The sequence below is a fragment of the Roseateles sp. 22389 genome (genome assembly GCF_052044995.1).
Lineage (GTDB): Bacteria > Pseudomonadota > Gammaproteobacteria > Burkholderiales > Burkholderiaceae_C > Roseateles.
In genome coordinates this window covers 388120-404377 of sequence record NZ_JBQEOF010000003.1, presented here as the reverse complement: position 1 = coordinate 404377, position 16258 = coordinate 388120, and the positions used below count along the sequence as shown (strand labels likewise).

The 16258-nt window shown below is 72.0% G+C and carries 17 protein-coding genes and 1 pseudogene; 4 read left to right on the top strand and 14 right to left on the bottom strand.

Annotation, left to right across the window (positions count from 1 at the left end):
* Window positions 1-7: 7 nt before the first annotated feature.
* From ACTJKJ_RS06755 to fusA, 6 genes are all read right to left on the bottom strand, one after another.
* Window positions 8-619, bottom strand: a complete 612-nt coding sequence (locus ACTJKJ_RS06755) for a methyltransferase domain-containing protein (RefSeq protein ID WP_440819962.1) — start codon at window positions 617-619, stop codon at window positions 8-10.
* A 112-nt stretch (window positions 620-731) separates the two neighbouring features.
* Window positions 732-1544, bottom strand: a complete 813-nt coding sequence (locus ACTJKJ_RS06750) for an HDOD domain-containing protein (protein WP_254783146.1) — start codon at window positions 1542-1544, stop codon at window positions 732-734.
* A gap of 210 nt (window positions 1545-1754) precedes the next feature.
* Complete coding sequence (locus ACTJKJ_RS06745) at window positions 1755-2006, bottom strand: hypothetical protein (protein ID WP_091719730.1); 252 nt, start codon at window positions 2004-2006, stop codon at window positions 1755-1757.
* 66 nt (window positions 2007-2072) lie between these two features.
* Window positions 2073-2258, bottom strand: coding sequence for a hypothetical protein (locus tag ACTJKJ_RS06740; RefSeq protein ID WP_141225176.1), 186 nt, complete (start codon window positions 2256-2258; stop codon window positions 2073-2075).
* A 303-nt stretch (window positions 2259-2561) separates the two neighbouring features.
* Complete coding sequence (locus tag ACTJKJ_RS06735) at window positions 2562-3155, bottom strand: hypothetical protein (protein ID WP_440819961.1); 594 nt, start codon at window positions 3153-3155, stop codon at window positions 2562-2564.
* A 103-nt stretch (window positions 3156-3258) separates the two neighbouring features.
* Window positions 3259-5388, bottom strand: coding sequence for an elongation factor G (gene fusA, locus ACTJKJ_RS06730; RefSeq protein WP_440819960.1), 2130 nt, complete (start codon window positions 5386-5388; stop codon window positions 3259-3261).
* Window positions 5389-5672: 284 nt separating this feature from the next.
* Between fusA and ACTJKJ_RS06725 the strand changes: the two genes are divergently transcribed.
* Window positions 5673-6842, top strand: coding sequence for a PQQ-dependent sugar dehydrogenase (locus tag ACTJKJ_RS06725; RefSeq protein ID WP_440819959.1), 1170 nt, complete (start codon window positions 5673-5675; stop codon window positions 6840-6842).
* Between the two features lie 18 nt (window positions 6843-6860).
* Here ACTJKJ_RS06725 and ACTJKJ_RS06720 read toward each other — a convergent pair whose 3' ends face one another.
* Window positions 6861-7370: an N-acetyltransferase family protein gene (locus ACTJKJ_RS06720; protein ID WP_440819958.1), complete on the bottom strand. Its 510-nt coding sequence runs from the start codon at window positions 7368-7370 to the stop codon at window positions 6861-6863.
* A complete protein-coding gene (locus ACTJKJ_RS06715; protein ID WP_440819957.1) occupies window positions 7361-7870 on the bottom strand; it encodes a GNAT family N-acetyltransferase in 510 nt (169 codons plus the stop codon). Before ACTJKJ_RS06715 ends, ACTJKJ_RS06720 begins: the two co-directional genes overlap by 10 nt.
* A gap of 91 nt (window positions 7871-7961) precedes the next feature.
* On the opposite strand from ACTJKJ_RS06715, the gene ACTJKJ_RS06710 reads away from it, so the two are divergent.
* The gene (locus ACTJKJ_RS06710) at window positions 7962-8783 is read left to right on the top strand and encodes a TetR/AcrR family transcriptional regulator (protein ID WP_091719747.1); all 822 of its coding nucleotides are present in this window, start codon (window positions 7962-7964) and stop codon (window positions 8781-8783) included.
* Window positions 8784-8829: 46 nt separating this feature from the next.
* On the opposite strand, the gene ACTJKJ_RS06705 is transcribed toward ACTJKJ_RS06710, so the two are convergent.
* Both ACTJKJ_RS06705 and ACTJKJ_RS06700 read right to left on the bottom strand, forming a co-directional pair.
* Entirely contained in the window at window positions 8830-9462 is a 633-nt protein-coding gene (locus ACTJKJ_RS06705; protein WP_091719753.1) for a GNAT family N-acetyltransferase, read from the bottom strand.
* 151 nt (window positions 9463-9613) lie between these two features.
* On the bottom strand, window positions 9614-10795 hold the full coding sequence (locus ACTJKJ_RS06700; protein ID WP_440819956.1) for a GGDEF domain-containing protein: 1182 nt from the start codon (window positions 10793-10795) through the stop codon (window positions 9614-9616).
* 91 nt (window positions 10796-10886) lie between these two features.
* Here ACTJKJ_RS06700 and ACTJKJ_RS06695 point away from each other — a divergent pair.
* Window positions 10887-11948, top strand: a pseudogene (locus tag ACTJKJ_RS06695) (lactonase family protein).
* A gap of 12 nt (window positions 11949-11960) precedes the next feature.
* Here ACTJKJ_RS06695 and ftrA read toward each other — a convergent pair.
* Entirely contained in the window at window positions 11961-13034 is a 1074-nt protein-coding gene (ftrA, locus tag ACTJKJ_RS06690) for a transcriptional regulator FtrA (protein ID WP_440819955.1), read from the bottom strand.
* A gap of 103 nt (window positions 13035-13137) precedes the next feature.
* Between ftrA and ACTJKJ_RS06685 the strand changes: the two genes are divergently transcribed.
* Window positions 13138-13554 carry a rhodanese-like domain-containing protein gene (locus ACTJKJ_RS06685; RefSeq protein ID WP_440819954.1) on the top strand — a complete coding sequence of 139 codons (417 nt, stop codon included), beginning with the start codon at window positions 13138-13140 and terminating at the stop codon, window positions 13552-13554.
* An 18-nt stretch (window positions 13555-13572) separates the two neighbouring features.
* Here the strand turns inward: ACTJKJ_RS06685 and ACTJKJ_RS06680 are convergent, their stop codons facing one another.
* Genes ACTJKJ_RS06680 through ACTJKJ_RS06670 form a run of 3 tightly spaced genes read right to left on the bottom strand, consistent with a single transcriptional unit; the run spans window position 13573 to window position 16139 of the window.
* A complete protein-coding gene (locus tag ACTJKJ_RS06680) occupies window positions 13573-14427 on the bottom strand; it encodes a hypothetical protein (RefSeq protein ID WP_440819953.1) in 855 nt (284 codons plus the stop codon).
* A gap of 16 nt (window positions 14428-14443) precedes the next feature.
* Complete coding sequence (locus tag ACTJKJ_RS06675) at window positions 14444-14956, bottom strand: CreA family protein (RefSeq protein ID WP_091719777.1); 513 nt, start codon at window positions 14954-14956, stop codon at window positions 14444-14446.
* Window positions 14949-16139: an acyltransferase family protein gene (locus ACTJKJ_RS06670; protein ID WP_440819952.1), complete on the bottom strand. Its 1191-nt coding sequence runs from the start codon at window positions 16137-16139 to the stop codon at window positions 14949-14951. Before ACTJKJ_RS06670 ends, ACTJKJ_RS06675 begins: the two co-directional genes overlap by 8 nt.
* Window positions 16140-16258: the final 119 nt, after the last annotated feature.

The following is a 16258-nucleotide window of genomic DNA, read 5'->3' as shown; positions in this document are numbered from 1 at the left end:
GCGCCGCTCAGCGCCGTTCCAGCACCACCGCGAGTTCGAACCAGCCCCGCTCGTGCGGGCGCTGCGGGTAGGGAGGCGCCGGCCATTTCCACAAGGCCTGCGGGAACAGCGCCCGCATCGCATTGATGTCGCAGTGGTAGGGCGGGCCGATGACCTGGCCGTGCTCGGATTCGTCGCGGCGCGCCTGCATGAACAGGGCGAGCAGTCGGCCGCCGGGCTTGAGCCAGCGCTGCAGCTGCTCGGCATAACCGGTCCACTGGTCGGGATGCAGCGCGCAGAGGCAGGTCTGCTCGTAGATCAGGTCCACCGGATGATCGGGCCGCCAGGCCAGCACGTCGGCCTGCTCGACGCGCCCGGGCACGCCGGCGTCCTTGAGCGCGGCCCGGGCGATTTCCACCGCCGCCGGCGTGTAGTCCAGCCCGATCACGTCCAATCCCGCGCGTGCCAGCACCGACAGCTCGTGGCCGCGACCACAGCCCGGCACGACAATGCGCGCGCCGGTGGGCAACAGCCCGTCCGCCAACCACGCGGCCAACTGGGGATGCGGCGCGCCGCGATCCCAGCCGGTCTGCCCGGTCTCGAAGCGTTGTTGCCAGAACTCGCGGTCGGGGCCGGCCATGGTGTCTCCTCGCGTCGGTCGCATGCTGTCGGAGCGCGCAGCGTAACGCCGATGCGGCGCCGATGCAGCGCCCATGCGATGGCGTCGCGGCGATCCGCCGCCGCCCCGCGGTTCAGAGCACCCCGTCGACCTCGTGGACCAGCTTGAGCGTATGGGCGGGCGAGAGGTTCATCAGCGCACCGATCTCGATCAGGTCGTCGGGCACGGCGGGGTTCTCCCAGCTCTGGGCGGTATGCCGCGCCAGCCGCACCGCCAGCGTCACGCTGCGGACCTGCGGATCGTTGGCCTTCTTGTCGTCGACGATGTGGGCGAGCAGCTCCGGCAGGTGCCAGCTGCGCATCAGCGCCTGTTCCAGGTCGCCGAGCTCGATGTTGAGCACCGCGCGCTGCGCCGCGACGCTGCGCAGCGCCGGATCGGCCTGCTGGCGGCGCTGGATCTCGAGCGCGAGGTCGGGGGCCTCGCACCACAGCAGCATCTCGGAAAAATCGTGCAGCAGCGCGGCGCTGTGGATGACCGCGGCATCGGGATCCGCGCGGTGCGCCGCGAAGCCCAGCGCGAAGCGCGCGGCGCGCTCGGCGCGATGCAGCACCCGCTGCACGCCGGCCAGCGCGTCCGGGCGCGAGGCCAGGCGCTGCTCGACCGTCGGCTGCGCGCCGAAGGCCTTGAAGAAGGGAGTGATGCCCATCAGCACCAGCGCGGCGGTGACCGTCTCGGTGTCGGTCAGCAGCCGGCTGGAGCGCTGCGACGCGGCATGCGCCAGCAGCTTGAGCGTCATCAGCGGATCCTTGCTCAGGATCTCGCCGAGCAGGTGCGCGTCGACCGCGTCCTCATTGGCACGCCAGATCTCCAGTTGCTCGGCCGTGCTGGCCAGCACCGGGATCTCCATGCCGCGCAGGTGCGCCGTCCACGCCGCCAGGTCCGGCAAGGGCCGGGTCAGCGGCTGGAACGGCGGGGGAACCGGCGGATTCCCCGCTCCGCTCCCGGACGGGGCAGAGGCAGCGGGCGGAACGCTCTGGGTCATGAAGCGAGGTCGCCGCGCGGGCGGCGATACACGGTGATCGTTCATCGTATATCGGCTCGGCGCCCGCGAGCTTGATCCCCACCGCGGCCACGGCGACCGCGAGCCAGACCGGCATCACAGCCGTTGCACACCCGCGAGGGTGCCCTGCAGTTGGCCGTCGACGTAGAGCCGGCCGGCGCCGTCGGCGTCGCCGTGGAACTCCAGCCCGGTGGCCGGTTCATCGCGGCGGGGCGCCGGAGCGACCTGCCACGCCCAGCTGATCAGGCGCCCGCCGGCGCCCAGCAGCAGGATCGCCAGCCAGCCCCGCAGGGTCTGCTGGCGGGCCAGGCCATGCATGCGGCCCGGCATCAAGGTGATCTCTTGCATGTCTTGTCTCCCTGGGCGGCCTGCGCCGGACCGGGAAGACGTCCCGATCCGTCGGAGGCGGCCCGTTCAAGGGCTGAAGTCGTCGTGCCGCTGAAGCGCGCGCTTCAGGGCTTGCTGTTCCTGCTGGCGTCGACCGCCGGCGGTGGGGCCGTGACGGCCCGCTGAACGGCCGTGGCTCAGGGCCACGAAGGGATTGCGCGGCTTGCGCGGTGTCATTGCGAGACGCGGACGGGGAGTGATGAACTGGGCCATGGCAGCCTCCTGTGATGACGGACGGGACGGAAGGGAAAGGGGAGCGCCTCGGTCCCGGGACGGGCGCCAACTGCGCGGCCGTTGCGGCGGGGGCTCCAAAGTTGCGCAGATGATAAACATATGATTATCAAGCGCAAGCGGTTTTTATCTGGCGTTGTCCCTCGGCGACGGGACGACGCCGCGCCGCGAGCAAGCGCCGGACGACAGCGCGCGCCTACGAACGCCGAGGGCCGAGGGCCAGGCGGGACGGAAGGGGCGAGGGACGTCGAGGGGCTTGCCGGCGGGACGCCGCCGGGCGCGCGCTCAGCGCTTCTTCGGCTTCAGCGGCGCGATGCTCTGCTGCAGCTTGCGCCAGTCGTCGACGTCGGAGGTCGCTGGCGCGGCTGCCCGCGGCGCGGGCGGCGCATTCGGAGCGGGCGGGGTCAGTACCTCGCCCAGCAGGTCGAGCAGCCGGGTGCGGGCCCGCTGCGGATGGCGGCGGTAGTAGGTCAGCACCAGGCCGACGATGAAGCGCTCGTCATCGTCCTGCGGCAGGCTGGGGGAGTTGTCCGCCGCGGCCGGCCGGTGCGCGCTTGATAAAGCCCCGTTGCTCTGGGAGATACCGCCCGGGCCCGCGGCAGCGGCGTCCAGCGCCCCGTGTTCCTGGTCCATCCAGCCGTTGGGCTTGTGGCTGAGCTGCTCGAACTGGCGGGCCAGCCGCTCGCCGATCTGGCGCGAACGGCTCTTGATCTGGCTCCAGTAGCTGGGCTGGATCTGCAGGCGCTCGGCAAAGCGGCGCTCCAGGCCGCGCAGGGCGGCGGCATCGGGATGCTTGATCGTCGCGGCGACGAACTCGTCGAACAAGCGCATCGCGTTGTCCAGGCGGATCTGCGCGACATCGCGGGGGGCGGAACACATCCCGCAATGATAAAGCTTCGTTCACAAACGCCTGGCCCGCCCCCTCCGGCCGGCCCCCGCGTCGCAGGGGGCGGCGCTCCGACGATCCCCGGCGGACGGGGGACTACTCCTCGTCCTTCAGGTGGTAGCCGGCCGCCAACTGGGCCTGCGTGTTGGGGGGCACCGGCTCGTAATGGGACAGCACCATCGTGTAGCGCCCCTGCCCGCTGGTCATCGCATTGAGGCGGTTCTGGTAGGCGCTGAGCTCCGCCAGCGGCGCCAGTCCCTCGACGCCGATCTGCCCCGGTACGCTGGCGCGGGTGCCCAGCACCTGGCCGCGCCGGGACGCCAGGTCGCCGGTGATGTCGCCGGTGGCGTGTTCCGGGGCGCTGATCTCGACTTGCACGATCGGCTCCAGCACCACCGGGCGCGCCTCGCGCACCGCGGCGATCAGCGCCTTCTTGCCGGCGGTGATGAAGGCGATTTCCTTGGAGTCCACCGAATGGTGCTTCCCGTCGAAGACCGTCACGCGCAGGTCCACCACCGGGTAGCCGGCCACCACCCCCTGGGCGAGGGCCTGGCGCACCCCCTTCTCGACGGCCGGCATGAACTGGCCGGGGATGGTGCCGCCCTTGACCTCGTCGCGGAACTCGAAGCCGGCGCCGCGCGCCAGCGGCTCGATGCGCAGCCACACCTCGCCGAACTGGCCGGCGCCGCCGGTCTGCTTCTTGTGCCGGTAATGCCCCTCGGCCTTGGCCGAGATCGTTTCCCGGTAGGCGATTCGCGGCGGCTGGGTCTGGACGTCGAACTTGTAGATCTCCTTGAGCCGCTCCAGCAGCACGCGCAGGTGGAGTTCCCCCAGCCCGTAGACCAGCGTCTCGCCGCCCTGCGCGCCCAGGCCGTCCTGGTCGCCGCCGCGTTCCAGGCGCAGGCAGGGGTCCTCCTCGACCAGGCGCGACAGCACCTCCCACAGCCGCTGTTCGTCCCCATGGCGGCTGGGCCGGATCGCGATGCCATGCACCGGCGTCGGCAGCGCCACCGGCGCCAGGTGCAGGTGCTCGTCCTCCGGCGCGTCGTGCAGCACCGCGTCGTAATGCAGCTCCTCGAGCTTGGCCAGCGCGCACAGGTCGCCGGGCAGCGCCTGCTCGATCTCCACATGCTCCTTGCCCTGGAGCATGAACAGATGCGCCACCCGCACCGCCTTGCGCGCATGCCCGACATAAAGCTGCGCGTTCCTGCGCAGCGTGCCCTGATGGACGCGCAGCATCGCCAGCTTGCCGAGGTAGGGGTCGGACTGGATCTTGAAGACGTGCGCCACCACGTGCCGGGCCGGATCCATGGTGATGACCAGCGGCTCGGCCTCCTCCCCCTCGCGGCGCAGGAACTGCGGCGGATTGGCCTCGTAGGGGTTGGGCAGCAGCTTCTCGATGACGTCGAGCAACTCCGCCACGCCGGCGCCCGTGCGAGCGGAGACGAAGCACACGGGGATCAGGTGGCCCTCGCGGAAGGCCTGCTCCAGCGGCGCGTGGAGCTCTGTCGCTGGCACGTCGCCGTCATTGAGGTAGCGGTCGACGAAGTCCGGATCGACCTCCACCACCTGCTCCACCAGCGCCCGGTGGGCGGCCTCGACGGAGCCGAAGTCGCTGTCGCCGCTGCAGCCGAAGAAGCAGTCCTGGACGCGCGTGCCGCCCGCGGCCGGCAGGTTCAGCGGCAGGCATTCGCGCCCGAAGGCCTCCTGCAACTGGCCCAGCAGCGCCTGCGCGTCGACGCCGGGCGCGTCGATCCTGTTGACGACGATGAGCCGCGTGAGCCCGCGGCCGGCGGCGGCCTCCATCATCCGCTTGACCATCAGCTCCAGGCCGTTCTGGGCGTTGACGACGATCGCCACCGACTCGACCGCCTCCAGCGCGGGCAGCGCCTGGCCGATGAAGTCGGGCGCGCCCGGGGTGTCGAGCAGGTGGACGCGCAGGCCGTTGTGCAGCAGGTGCATCTGGGCCGCCTGCAGCGAGTGCTGCATCCGTTTCTCCAGCGGGTCGTGGTCGCTGACGGTGCTGCCTTTCTCGATGCTGCCGGCGCTCTTGATCGCGCCGGCCTTCAGCAGCAGGGCCTCGGCCAGCGAGGTCTTGCCGGCGCCGGCCGGGCCGGCCAGCGCCAGGGTGCGGATCGCCGCGATGCCGGGATGCTGGGGCACCGCGGCGCTGCCTGGGCTGCCGGCGGGGGCGCCTTCCAAGTCAGGGGTGGGACTGGGGCACATGGCTCGCTCCTCTCGGGAAGAGTTGGACGTGGGTCTGGAGCCGGATTGCGGCCAGCGTAGAGGAAGCGCCGGGCCCGCACAAGGCCAGGGCCATCCGGGCCGCGGGTCGCCGGGCGCGGCGGCGTGCACGCCGATTGCCCCGCGCGCACGAGGCATCGACGACGGCGGGGCCGATGCGCGCGCCCGGTCGCACCGACGCGCGGGACGCCTAGACTCCCGGACTTCACGGCATCGTGACGCGGCCGCCGGGGCCGCGGCCTTTCACCCGGATCAGGAGAGCGGACATGAGCGTGGCGGAATGGATGTCGACCTTGGCCGTCGCCGCGGCGGCGGTGGCCTGCGGCGGTGGCGGCAGCGGCGGTGAGGACACCGCCGTACCGTCGCAGCCTGGCGGCGGTGCCGCGGCGCCGACGCTGCAGACGCTCAACAGCGGACTGGACCGCCCCTGGGGCCTGGCGCAGTTGCCGGACGGCCGGCTGCTGGTGACGCAGAAGGGCGGCGCGATCGTGCGGCTGTCCGCGGCCGGCCGGACGGAGGCCACGCTCTCCGGCCTGCCCCCGGTGCTGGACAGCGGCCAGGGCGGCCTGCTGGGCATCGCGATCGATCCGGACTTCGGGACCGCGGGCAGCAACTGGGTCTACTTCGCCTACGCGGAGGCGGGCAGCGGCAGCGAAGCCGGCAAGGCCGGCACGACCGTGGCGCGGGGCCAGCTCGAGGGCGACGCGCTGACCGGCGTGCAGGTGATCTTCCGGCAGGCGCCGAAGGTCGACGGCAGCGGGCATTACGGCTCGCGCCTGGTCTTCGCGCGCGACAAGACGCTCTACATCACCACCGGCGAGCGCATGAAGGGCAGCCCGTCGCAGGACCTGCAGCAGACGCTGGGCAAGGTGATCCGCGTGAACCGCGATGGCGGCATCCCGTCGGACAACCCGAGCTTCGCCGGCGGCGCGCGGCCCGGCATCTGGAGCTACGGCCATCGCAACATCCAGGGCGCGGTGCTGCATCCGCAGACCGGCGAGCTGTGGATCACCGAGCACGGCCCGCAGGGCGGTGACGAGCTCAACATCGCGCGCGCCGGCAAGAACTACGGCTGGCCGGTCAAGAGCTACGGCTGCCCGTACGGCTCGCCGGTGGGCGATGCCTGCCGCATCGGCGGCGGCACGCACGCCCCCACCTACGTCGAACCGCTGACGACCTGGACGCCGATCTCGGTCGCGCCGGCCGGCTTGGTGTTCTACACCGGCAGCATGTTCCCGGAATGGCGCGGGCAGCTGATCTCGGGATCGCTGGCGGGCACGGCGCTGTGGCGCATCGCGATCAACGGCGAGACCGTGACGGCCAAGGAAAAGATGTTCGGCGACCTGGGCGAGCGCTTCCGCGACCTGATCCAGGCACGCGACGGCGCGCTGCTCATCGTCACTGACGGCGGCAAGCTGATGCGGCTGTCGCGCTGACCGCTGACGCGCATCGCGTCAGGGCAGGCGCTTCCAGTAGAGCGCGGTGTCGCGCAGCTCGCCCTGCGGGCTGGTGGCGAAGTCCGGGATCTCGCCGGCGCGCTGGAAGCCCTGCGCGCGATAGAAGGTCTCGGCCGGCGAGTCGACCTCGGTGTCGAGCACCAGCAGCCGCAGACCCTCGTCCCGCGCGACGCGCTCCAGCGCGGCCATCAACTGCGCCGCCACGCCGTGCCGGCGTGCGTCGCGATGCACCATCAGCTTCTGCACCTCGGCGCGATGGCGCCCGTTGGGCTTGCCGCAGATCGACAGCTGCACCGTGCCGAGCGCCCGGTCGCCGTCGCGGCAGACCCAAAGGCGGTGTCGCGGGCCGAGCTGGTCGAAGACGCCCTCCCAGTACTCGCGCATCTGCGCCTCGTCGATGTCCTCGAGGAAACCGAGCGAGCCGCCGCCGTCGATGACGTCGAAGAACAGCTCGCCGAGCGCGGGCATCCAGTCGCGGTCGGTGCCGCGGAGGTCGATCAGTTCCATGGGGATTCCTGGTGGAGCGGGGAGGAGGCGGTCGCCGCGGCGACGCGCAGAGGCTTGCCCAGGCACACCGCGTCGGGGCGATCGACGTAGGCGCCATAGCGGGGGATCTCGGAATAGCCGTGGCGCCGGTAGAAGCGCAGCGCGCGTTCGTTGACGCGGCGCGTCTCCAGCCACAGCGCGCGGTAGCCCATGGCGAGCGCCTCGCGCTCCAGCGCCGCCAGCAGCGCGGCGCCGACGCCGCGCGTGCCGTCGCGCGCGAACATCCGCTTGAGCTCCGCCACCGGCGCCCCGCCGGCCTGCGCGAGCGGCCGGACCGCGCCGCAGCCGAGCAGCGCGCCGCCGTCGCCGCGAGCCACCAGGAACACCGAGCGCCCCTTGGGCATCGAGGCGGCGTCGAAGCGGCTCGCGCCGGAATCGCCGCTGAGCGATGCCAACCGTTGGTTGAGCTGGTGCATCAGCAGCACCGCGTCGGGGTGGTCGACCGACACCGACTCCAGCATCACAGGAATGCAAGGCGCGGCGGATTGGCCAATCGCAGGCGTTTGTGGCATTGTTCAGGCTTCGTTTGAACCAATGATCAAATCCTAACCAATGGTCAGTAAATCGACAAGCGGCGGTCGAGCGCCCCTGCCGGATCCGCGCCCGAGCGGTCCGAAGGGCCTGCACCCCACCGCGGGCGTCGTGCAGGCCGGCCCGGCGGGCGCGGCCGACGCGCGTCCGGCCGCCAAGCCGCAACCGCGCATGCGGCAGAAGGTGGCCAAGCCGGAAGGGCCGCTCAAGCGACAGGCGCAGCGCAAGGCGATGAGCGATGCAGGCGCCGAGGGCGCGAACGCGCTGGCGCCGTCAGACGAGGCGGGGCTGCCGCCGACAGCGTCGCAGCAGCGTCGCGCGGCGCACAAGCAGGCGCTGGAAGCCGGCATCCTGGCCGCCGCGCGGGAGCTGTTCGCCGAGCGCGGCGCCGAGGCGCTGACGCTGCGCGAGGTGGGCGCGGCGGTCGGGTACTCGCACGCGACGCTCTACAGCTTCTTCCATGACAAGGGCGAGCTGCTCGCGCGGCTCGCGCAGGACAGCCTGCAGGCGGTGCTGACGCGGCTGCAGGGCGCGGTCGACGGCGCGGCGCCCGGCGGCGAGGCGGCCGCGGTGGCGCGGGCCTTCGTCTCCTGGGGCCTGCAGCATCCGCACGACTACCGGCTGCTGATGCTCGACACGCCGGTCGCGTTGCGCGAGGCGCTGATCACGGGCCTGGACGCGTTGATCGCGCCGGCCGCCTTGCCCGCCGCGCGCGCCGCCGCGCTGTGGTCGGGCCTGCACGGGCTGGTGATGCTGGAGCAGGACGGGCTGGCGCTCGGCGGCGCGGTCTCGCGGGCGAAGCGGGTGGAGGCGCTGCTGGCCGGGCTGGTCGGCGCCGGGTGAGGCGCGCCGACCGTCGTCCAGGCGCGGGCTCGGACCGGGCGCGGGCTCAGACCAGGTGCGGCAGGCGCTTGTAGTACAGCACCGCGGTCTGCAGCTGGCCTTCGGCGCCATGGCAGTGGTCCGGGATCTGGCCGGCGCGTTGCCAGCCGAGGTGCGCGAAAACCGCCTCGGCCTGCGAATCGGCGCAGGTCTCGAGCTGCAGCAGAAAGCGCCCCTGCGTCGCCGCCGCGCATTCCAGGCGCGACATCAGCTGGCCCGCCACGCCGCGGCTGCGTTCCTCGCTATGCACCATCAGCCGCTGGACCTCCCCGCGGTGGTGCGCGTTCGCCAGCGGGCACAGCGAGAGCTGGACCGCGCCCAGCAGCCGGCCGGGACCTTCGGACTCGCAGGCGATCCACAGCATGTGGTGCTGGCCCAGTCGCGCGAAGACGCCATGCCAGTAGTCCAGCGCCTGGTAGCGCGACAGCGGCGCCAGGAAGCCCAGCGTCGCGCCGAGATGGACGTTGTCGATCAGCAGGTGGGTCAGCGCGGGCAGCCATTGCAGGTCGCGGGACGACAGCTTGAGGATCTCGATCGGCGCCCGCTCCAGTCGTGGCAAGGCGGCGGTATCGCTGGCCTGTGGATGGAGGGCGCGCGCGGCTCGGGGGTGGACGGCCGTGGGGCTGAGGGCGACGTGCATGGACGGGAACTCCAGGTGGGACTGCGGCTGCCCGACCGATCTCGTGAATCGCGGTCGGGACCTGGAAAACCCTGACGCAAACGTCATGCCAGCTCGGCGCGGGGCCGCATCGCGCGGGCGATTGCCGCGCGGTGACGGCTCAGGCTCAGGCTCAGGCGGGCACCGCCACGCTGAGTTCCGCCTCGAGCCCCGGCTCGGCGCACAGGCGGCCCTTGCCCTGGCGCTTGGCGGCATACAGCGCTGCCTCGGCGCGGTGCAGCAGGTCCTCGATGTTGCGGTCGCCGTTGCGCAGCTTGGCCCAGCCGGCCGAATAACCGAGCGTGAAACCGAGCTCGCGCGGCGCCAGCGCCAGCAGCGCCTCGCGGACGCGGCGGTCGAGCGCCGGCGGCCCGACCAGGTCCGAGCGCGCCATCATCACCGCGAAGCGCTGGCCATCGATGCGCGCGACGACGTCGCCCAGGCGCTTCTGCTCGTCCAGGCAGCGGGCGAACAGCGCGATCGCCTGGTCGCCCTTGAGCTCGCCGTGGGTGGCGTTGATCGCCTTGCAGCCGTCCAGGTCCATGACCAGCAGCATCAGCGGCTCGCTGTAGCGACGCGCCATCGAGATCATGTCCACCGAGCGCTGCTGGAACGCGCGCCGGTTGGCCAGCCCGGTGGCGGCGTCGACCTGGGAGAGGCGGCGCAGCTCGACCTCGCTTTCGCCGCGCCAGGCCACCAGGATCGCGATCGCGGCGGCCAGCACGCAGACGTTGGCGACGACGGCGAAGGCCATGTTGAGCGGATGCGGCGCGTCGAAGCGCGGCAGGTTGCCGGTGTCGAAGCCGGCCAGGTAGGCGCGGGCCAGGTTGAGCAGCGCCAGCAGGCCCAGGCTGACGGTGAACAGCAGGCGCCAGCGCAGGTGGCCGACGGGGCCGCGCTTGACCGGCTGCATCAGGCTGACGCCGAACGCCAGCATCTGCAGGCCGATGCAGCCGTTGGACCAGGCCAGGCGCAGCGCGTAGTTGTCCCAGCCGGCGCCGTAGCCGACCATGACCAGCACCGGCATGCCGTACTGGAAGAAGCGGCCGAGCCGCCCGGGCAGCCAGCGGTCGGCGGCCATCCACAGCAGCGTCACGCTGACACTGAGCAGGCCCAGCGCCGCGGTCGCGGTCAGGCGCGAGCCTTCGGGCGGCAGCAGCAGCAGGGCCCAGCCGGCGGCCTGGGCGGCGGCGCCGAGTTGCGCGCGGCGGGCGGCGATGCTGTCGCACCAGCCCAGCAGCAAGGGCAGCAGCAGCGCCAGCGCCAGGGACTGGATCAGCATCAGGCTGAACAGCGTCGGGACGTCGAAACGCATACGCGCGGCACCCGCCGGCGAGGCGGGCGTGAGCTGGTCATGACCGGCGATTGTGGCCCCGATGCGGCCGCGCACGTAAAGTCGCGGCCCCATGAGCCTGACGACCACCCTCCCGTCCGCCCCGGCTCGCCTGCCGGGCGTGCCGTTCGCCTATGCCGGCGGGTATGGACCGCACTGCGGCGGCGTTCACGCGCTGGTGGGGGAGAGCGGTGGCCGCGTGCGGGCGCGGCTTGCGGCGCCGCTCGAAGGCAGCCCGACCTGGCTCAATCTGGCCGAGGACGGACGGCGGCTGCATGCGCTGCTCGAGGACAGTCACGAGCTCGCGAGCTTCGCGGTCGATCCCGACGACGGGGCGCTCACGCTGATGTCGCGTGTCGAGACGGGCGGCACGCTGCCGGTGCATCTCGCCTTGGACGACAACACCGGCCGCGCGCGCGAGGCATGGATCGCGCATTACGGCGATGGCAGCGTGCGGCGCGCCGTGGTGGAGAGCGACGGCGCGCTGCGTGCGCCCGATCGGTCGATCGCTCCCAGGCCCGGCGCCGAGCCGCATGCGCACATGGTGCGCCGGCATCCGCGCTGGCCGCTGATGCTGGCCACCGACCTGGGCTAGGACCTGCTGCGCGTGTGGCGCCTCGATGAAGGCGGGGAGATGCCGATCGAGCTGGAGGGCCTGTCGCTGCCGCCGGGCAGCGGCCCGCGCCACGTCGTCTTCCACCCGAGGGATGCGGGGCAGCTCTACCTGCTCAACGAGGCCGCGAATGCGCTCGACTGGGTGGGCCTGGACGCTGCGGGGCGTTTGACCCATCGGCTGCGCATCAGCAGCCTGCCGGCTGGTTTCGAAGGGCTGAGCTACGCGTCGGACCTCCTCGTCACACCCGACGGGCGCCGGCTCTTCGCGCTGAACCGGCTGCATGACGCCATCGCCGTCTTCGACCTGGATGCGGACGGCCGCCCGTCCTGGCGCGGCGAAGTCTGGGCCCAGGGCAGCTACCCGCGCAGTGCGACGCTGAGCCCGGACGGCCGCGAGCTCTGGGTCAGCCTGCAGCGCAGTCATCAGCTCTGCGTGTTCCGGCTCGACGGCGAGGCGCTGCCGCGCTTCGACGGCCACTTCATCGCCATGCCGGGCGCGGCCTGCGTGGTGTTCCGCTGAGGCTCGACCTGATCAGCCGAACTGCCGCCGGTAGCGCGAAGGCGCGGGCAGTCCCAGCAGGCGGAAGTGCCGCCGCATCGACTCCGGCGAGCCCAGCCCCGAGAGATCGGCCACCGCCTCCACGTCCAGCGACTCACGGGTCTCGAGCAGCTCCTTGGCGATGGCGACGCGCTCGCGCGTCAGCCATTCGAGCGGCGCAAGGCCCGTGGCCGCCTTGAATCGGCGCTGCAGGGTGCGCGCGCTCATCGCGGCGTGATGGGCCATCGACGCGACCGTGTGGACCTCGCGCGGATGCGCGCGCAACCAGTCCTGCAGCACGGCGATGGGGCTGGAATCGTCGCTGGGCATCGGCCTGGGCACGAACTGCGCCTGGCCGCCCTCGCGATGCGGCGACATCACCAGCCGCTGTGCTACCGCGTTGGCGATGCGCGCGCCGTGGTCGCGCCGCACCAGGTGCATCAGCATGTCCAGCCCGGCGGCCGAGCCGGCCGAGGTGATCACCTGGCCCTCGTCGACGTAGAGCGCGCCGGGATCGACCTCGATGCGGGGGAACTCGCGGGCGAGGCGCTCGGCATAACGCCAGTGGGTGGTCGCGCGCCGGCCATCGAGCAGCCCCGCGTGCGCGAGCACGAAGACGCCGGAGCAGATCGTGCACAGCCGCGCGCCGCGCGCATGGGCGGCGCGCACCGCCTTCAGCAGCGGCTCGGGCGGCCGCTCGGCGGCATCGCGCCAGCCGGGGATGACGACGATGTCGGCGCGCCGCAGCATCGCCAGCGTGTGGGGCGCCTCGACGCGCACGCCGCCGGTGCCGCGCAGCGGGCCGGGCTCGGCCGCGCAGATCGCGTGGCGGTACCAGGCGACGCCGAGCTCGGGCCGGTCCAGCGCGAACAGCTCCACGGCGCAGCCGAACTCGAACATGCAGAGCCGGTCGTAGGCGAGGATCGCGACCAGCGGCGCCTCGGTAGAGGCGGCCGCCTGGGCCGATCGGCTCGACCTGGCGGCGTTGGCGCGGGCGGCGACGGGCCTCGCGCCGGCGGTGCTGCCCTTGCGGGGAGGGAGGCTCGATTCATGACGGGCGCGTGGCATGGCGCGATGTTACCGATACGCGGCATTCCGGCCACTCGTGCATGACACCGCGCTTGGCGACACTGGCTGCCATCGATCCCCACCACCCAGCAAGGAACCCCCGATGAGTTCGCATGTCTCCGCCATTCCCGCCGCGCCCAGCGCCCAGGCGCTCGCCCACTTCGAGCAGGCCTTCGCCTTCGAGACCGACTGCTGGGACGTCCACGACGCGTTCTCCCGCGGCGTCCAGGACTTCGTGCTGCTCGACGTGCGCAGCCACGAGCTCTACCAGCGCGGCCACCTGCCCGGCGCGCTGAGCCTGCCGCACGGCAAGATCACCGAAGGCAAGATGGCGGCGTATCCGAAGGACACGCTGTTCGTCGTCTACTGCGCCGGCCCGCATTGCAACGGCGCGCATCGCGGCGCAGTGCGGCTGGCCCGGCTCGGCCGTCCGGTGAAGCTGATGATCGGCGGCCTGACCGGCTGGATCGACGAGGACTTCGAGGTCGAACGCGAGTTGTCGCCCGTCGTCGCGTCCTGACGCGATCCGCGGCGGGCGTCAGAGCCGGTTCAGCACCGGCGCCCAGTGCGCGCTGAGCTTGCGGTAGCCGGCGCTCGTCGGATGGATCTCGTTGAGCCAGTCGGCGGTCGCGCCGGTGTCGGTCACGCGTGCCGGCGTCAAGGTGCCCTGCGTGTCGACGATGTGCACCGACCCATCGGGCACGGCCGACGCGATCTGGAACAGCAAGGCCTTCAGCCGACGCAGCATCAACGCGCTCACGGCGGCCCATGCGTCCTGCGGGACGCCGTACTTCACGAGCGAGGGCTGCAGCCAGGGTCCGCGGCCGAAACCCGCGCCGCTCGGACGCGGCACGGCCAGGTCGTAGGTGTGCAGCACCACCGGGATGCCGCGGTTGAGACCGCGGTCGCGCTCCCGCAGCAGTTGCCGCATGACCGCATCCAGGTGAACGCTGAAGGTCTGCCAGCCCGCGGCGGAGAGATAGCGGTCTTCCGCGACGCCGGCGTCCCACTCCGCCTGCGTGGCCAGCAGGCGCAGCGCCGCCGGCTGCGCGGGGTCGACCGCGGCTGCCTCGATCAGGTCGTTGCCGCCGCCGGACAGCAGCAGCGCGCTCCAACGGCGGGACAGCGGGCCATTGAGGTGGCGCAGGAAGCGGCGCTCCCGGACCGTATCCGTCATGCGCCTCAGCACGGCGCCGGGCGAGGCGAAATTGACCGCGCAGGCGGCGGTCCGTGTCGACATGCCGTCGAACAGGTTGGAGGACTGCAGCGGCAGCCCGCCCAACGAGAACCAGGAGTCGCCCTGGGCGATGAACTGCCGGTTGAAGTCGGACAGCGGGGCCGGTCTGTCCGGGTGCTCGACCTCGTCGGGCGTGAAGACGGTGATCACGGGCATGGAGGACCGCCGCGCCTTACTTCACCGGGATGACGGTGCCGCGGTCCACCGGCACGGCGGTCACGCTGTTCTGCGGCGAGCCCTCGATGACGCGGTCCGAGTAGGTCAGGTAGACCAGCGTGTTGCGCTTGGCGTCGACCATGCGGACGACGCGCAGCCGCTTGAACACCAGCGAGGCGCGCTCGGAGAACACCTCCTCCTGCCGCGGCAGCGGCTTGGGGATGCTGATCGGACCGACCGCGCGGCAGGCGATGGAGGCCTCGGACTTGTCCTCGGCCAGCCCCAGGCCGCCCTTGATGCCGCCGGTCTTCGCGCGCGAGACGTAGCAGGTCACGCCGTTCACCGCCGGGTCGTCGTAGGCGTCGACGACGATCTTGTGGTTCGGGCCGATGAACTTGAACACCGTGCTCACGTCGCCGATCTCCTCGGCGTTCGCGCCCATGCAGGCGGTGGCGAGCAGGCTCAGCGCCAGGGCGCCGAGGGACAGGACCGCCGGACGGCGAGGGCGGGAGGAACGGGGGCTAGGCATGCTGGGGACTCCTTTGGCCCGCGGTTGTAGCACGCGTCGCGTCAACGAACTGCGATGGGATCCAGCGGTCGCGCCAGTTCAGGAAGGGCCGCTCGACCCCCCGGTAGAGCAGCCATCCGCCCAGCAGGCAGACCGCCGCGATCACCGGCACCGCCGCGCCCGAGGTGCGCGTCAGCCCGAACGCCGCCAACGGCTGGATCAGCGCGTAGGCGATCGGCTTGTGGGTGAGGTACAGCGCGTAGGACCAGCGCGCCAGCGCATTCGCGCCCGGGACCTCGACGCGCGACAGCGCGCCACGCGGTGCGAGCGCCGCCAGGGTCATCAGGCCGAAGCTCCAGGCGAGTGCGCTGTAGCCCCAGCTGCTCATCGCGTGGCCATAGCCGTAGCCGTCGATGTAATAGAAGTGCAGCATCAGCGTGAGCATGCCGATGCTGGCCGTGACGCCGGCGACCAGCAGCATCCGCGCGCGACGCATGAGCGCGGCCCACAGGTCCGCATGGCCATGCTTCAGCAGGGCGATGGCGACGCCGGGCAGGAATTCGTCCAGGCGCGCGAGGCTGCCGTAATAGAGCTGCGGGTAGTAGCCGAGCGACGGATCCTGCGTGCCGTAGCGCCGCCACAGGTGATCGCGCCACGCGATCGCGGCCAGCGTCAGCCCGGCGATCAGCGACCAGGCCAGCACGCGCCGGCCCGACTTCAGGGCCGCGCCCAGCATCAGAGCGGCCGGGAGCATCAGGTAGAACTGCTCCTCGATGCACAGCGACCAGGCGTGCGAGAACGCCGTGCCGGGCGCCAGGCCGATGTTCTGGGTGAAGGTCAGGAAGCGCCACAGCGGGGGTGGCTCACGGCCGCCCATCAGCTGGGGCAGCAACAGGTAGAGCGCCAGCACGACGTAGAAGTTGGGCAGCGTGCGCAGCAGGCGCCGGCCATAGAAGCGCGGCAGCGACAGCCGCTCGCCGCGCGCGATCCCGCCCATCAGCTGGTTGGCGATCAGGTAGCCGCTGAGCACGAAGAACAGGTCGACGCCGGCCCAGCCGATGCGGCTCAGCCAGCCGAAGGTCGACTCGCCGCTGACGAAGACCTGGTAGTGGTAGGCGAAGACCAGCAGGATGGCCGCGGCACGCAGCGTGTCCAGGCCATGCAGGCGCGGGGTGCCCGAGCCGGGCAGGGAAGGGGAGGACATGGGAAGCAAGGAGCCGGCTTCGAGGCGGCGTCGTTGGAATGGCGGCGATTCTCGGCACGCCGCGCGGCGCCGGCGCCATCCTGCGACGAAATCGCCCGCGCGATGGACGAGTCGGCAGC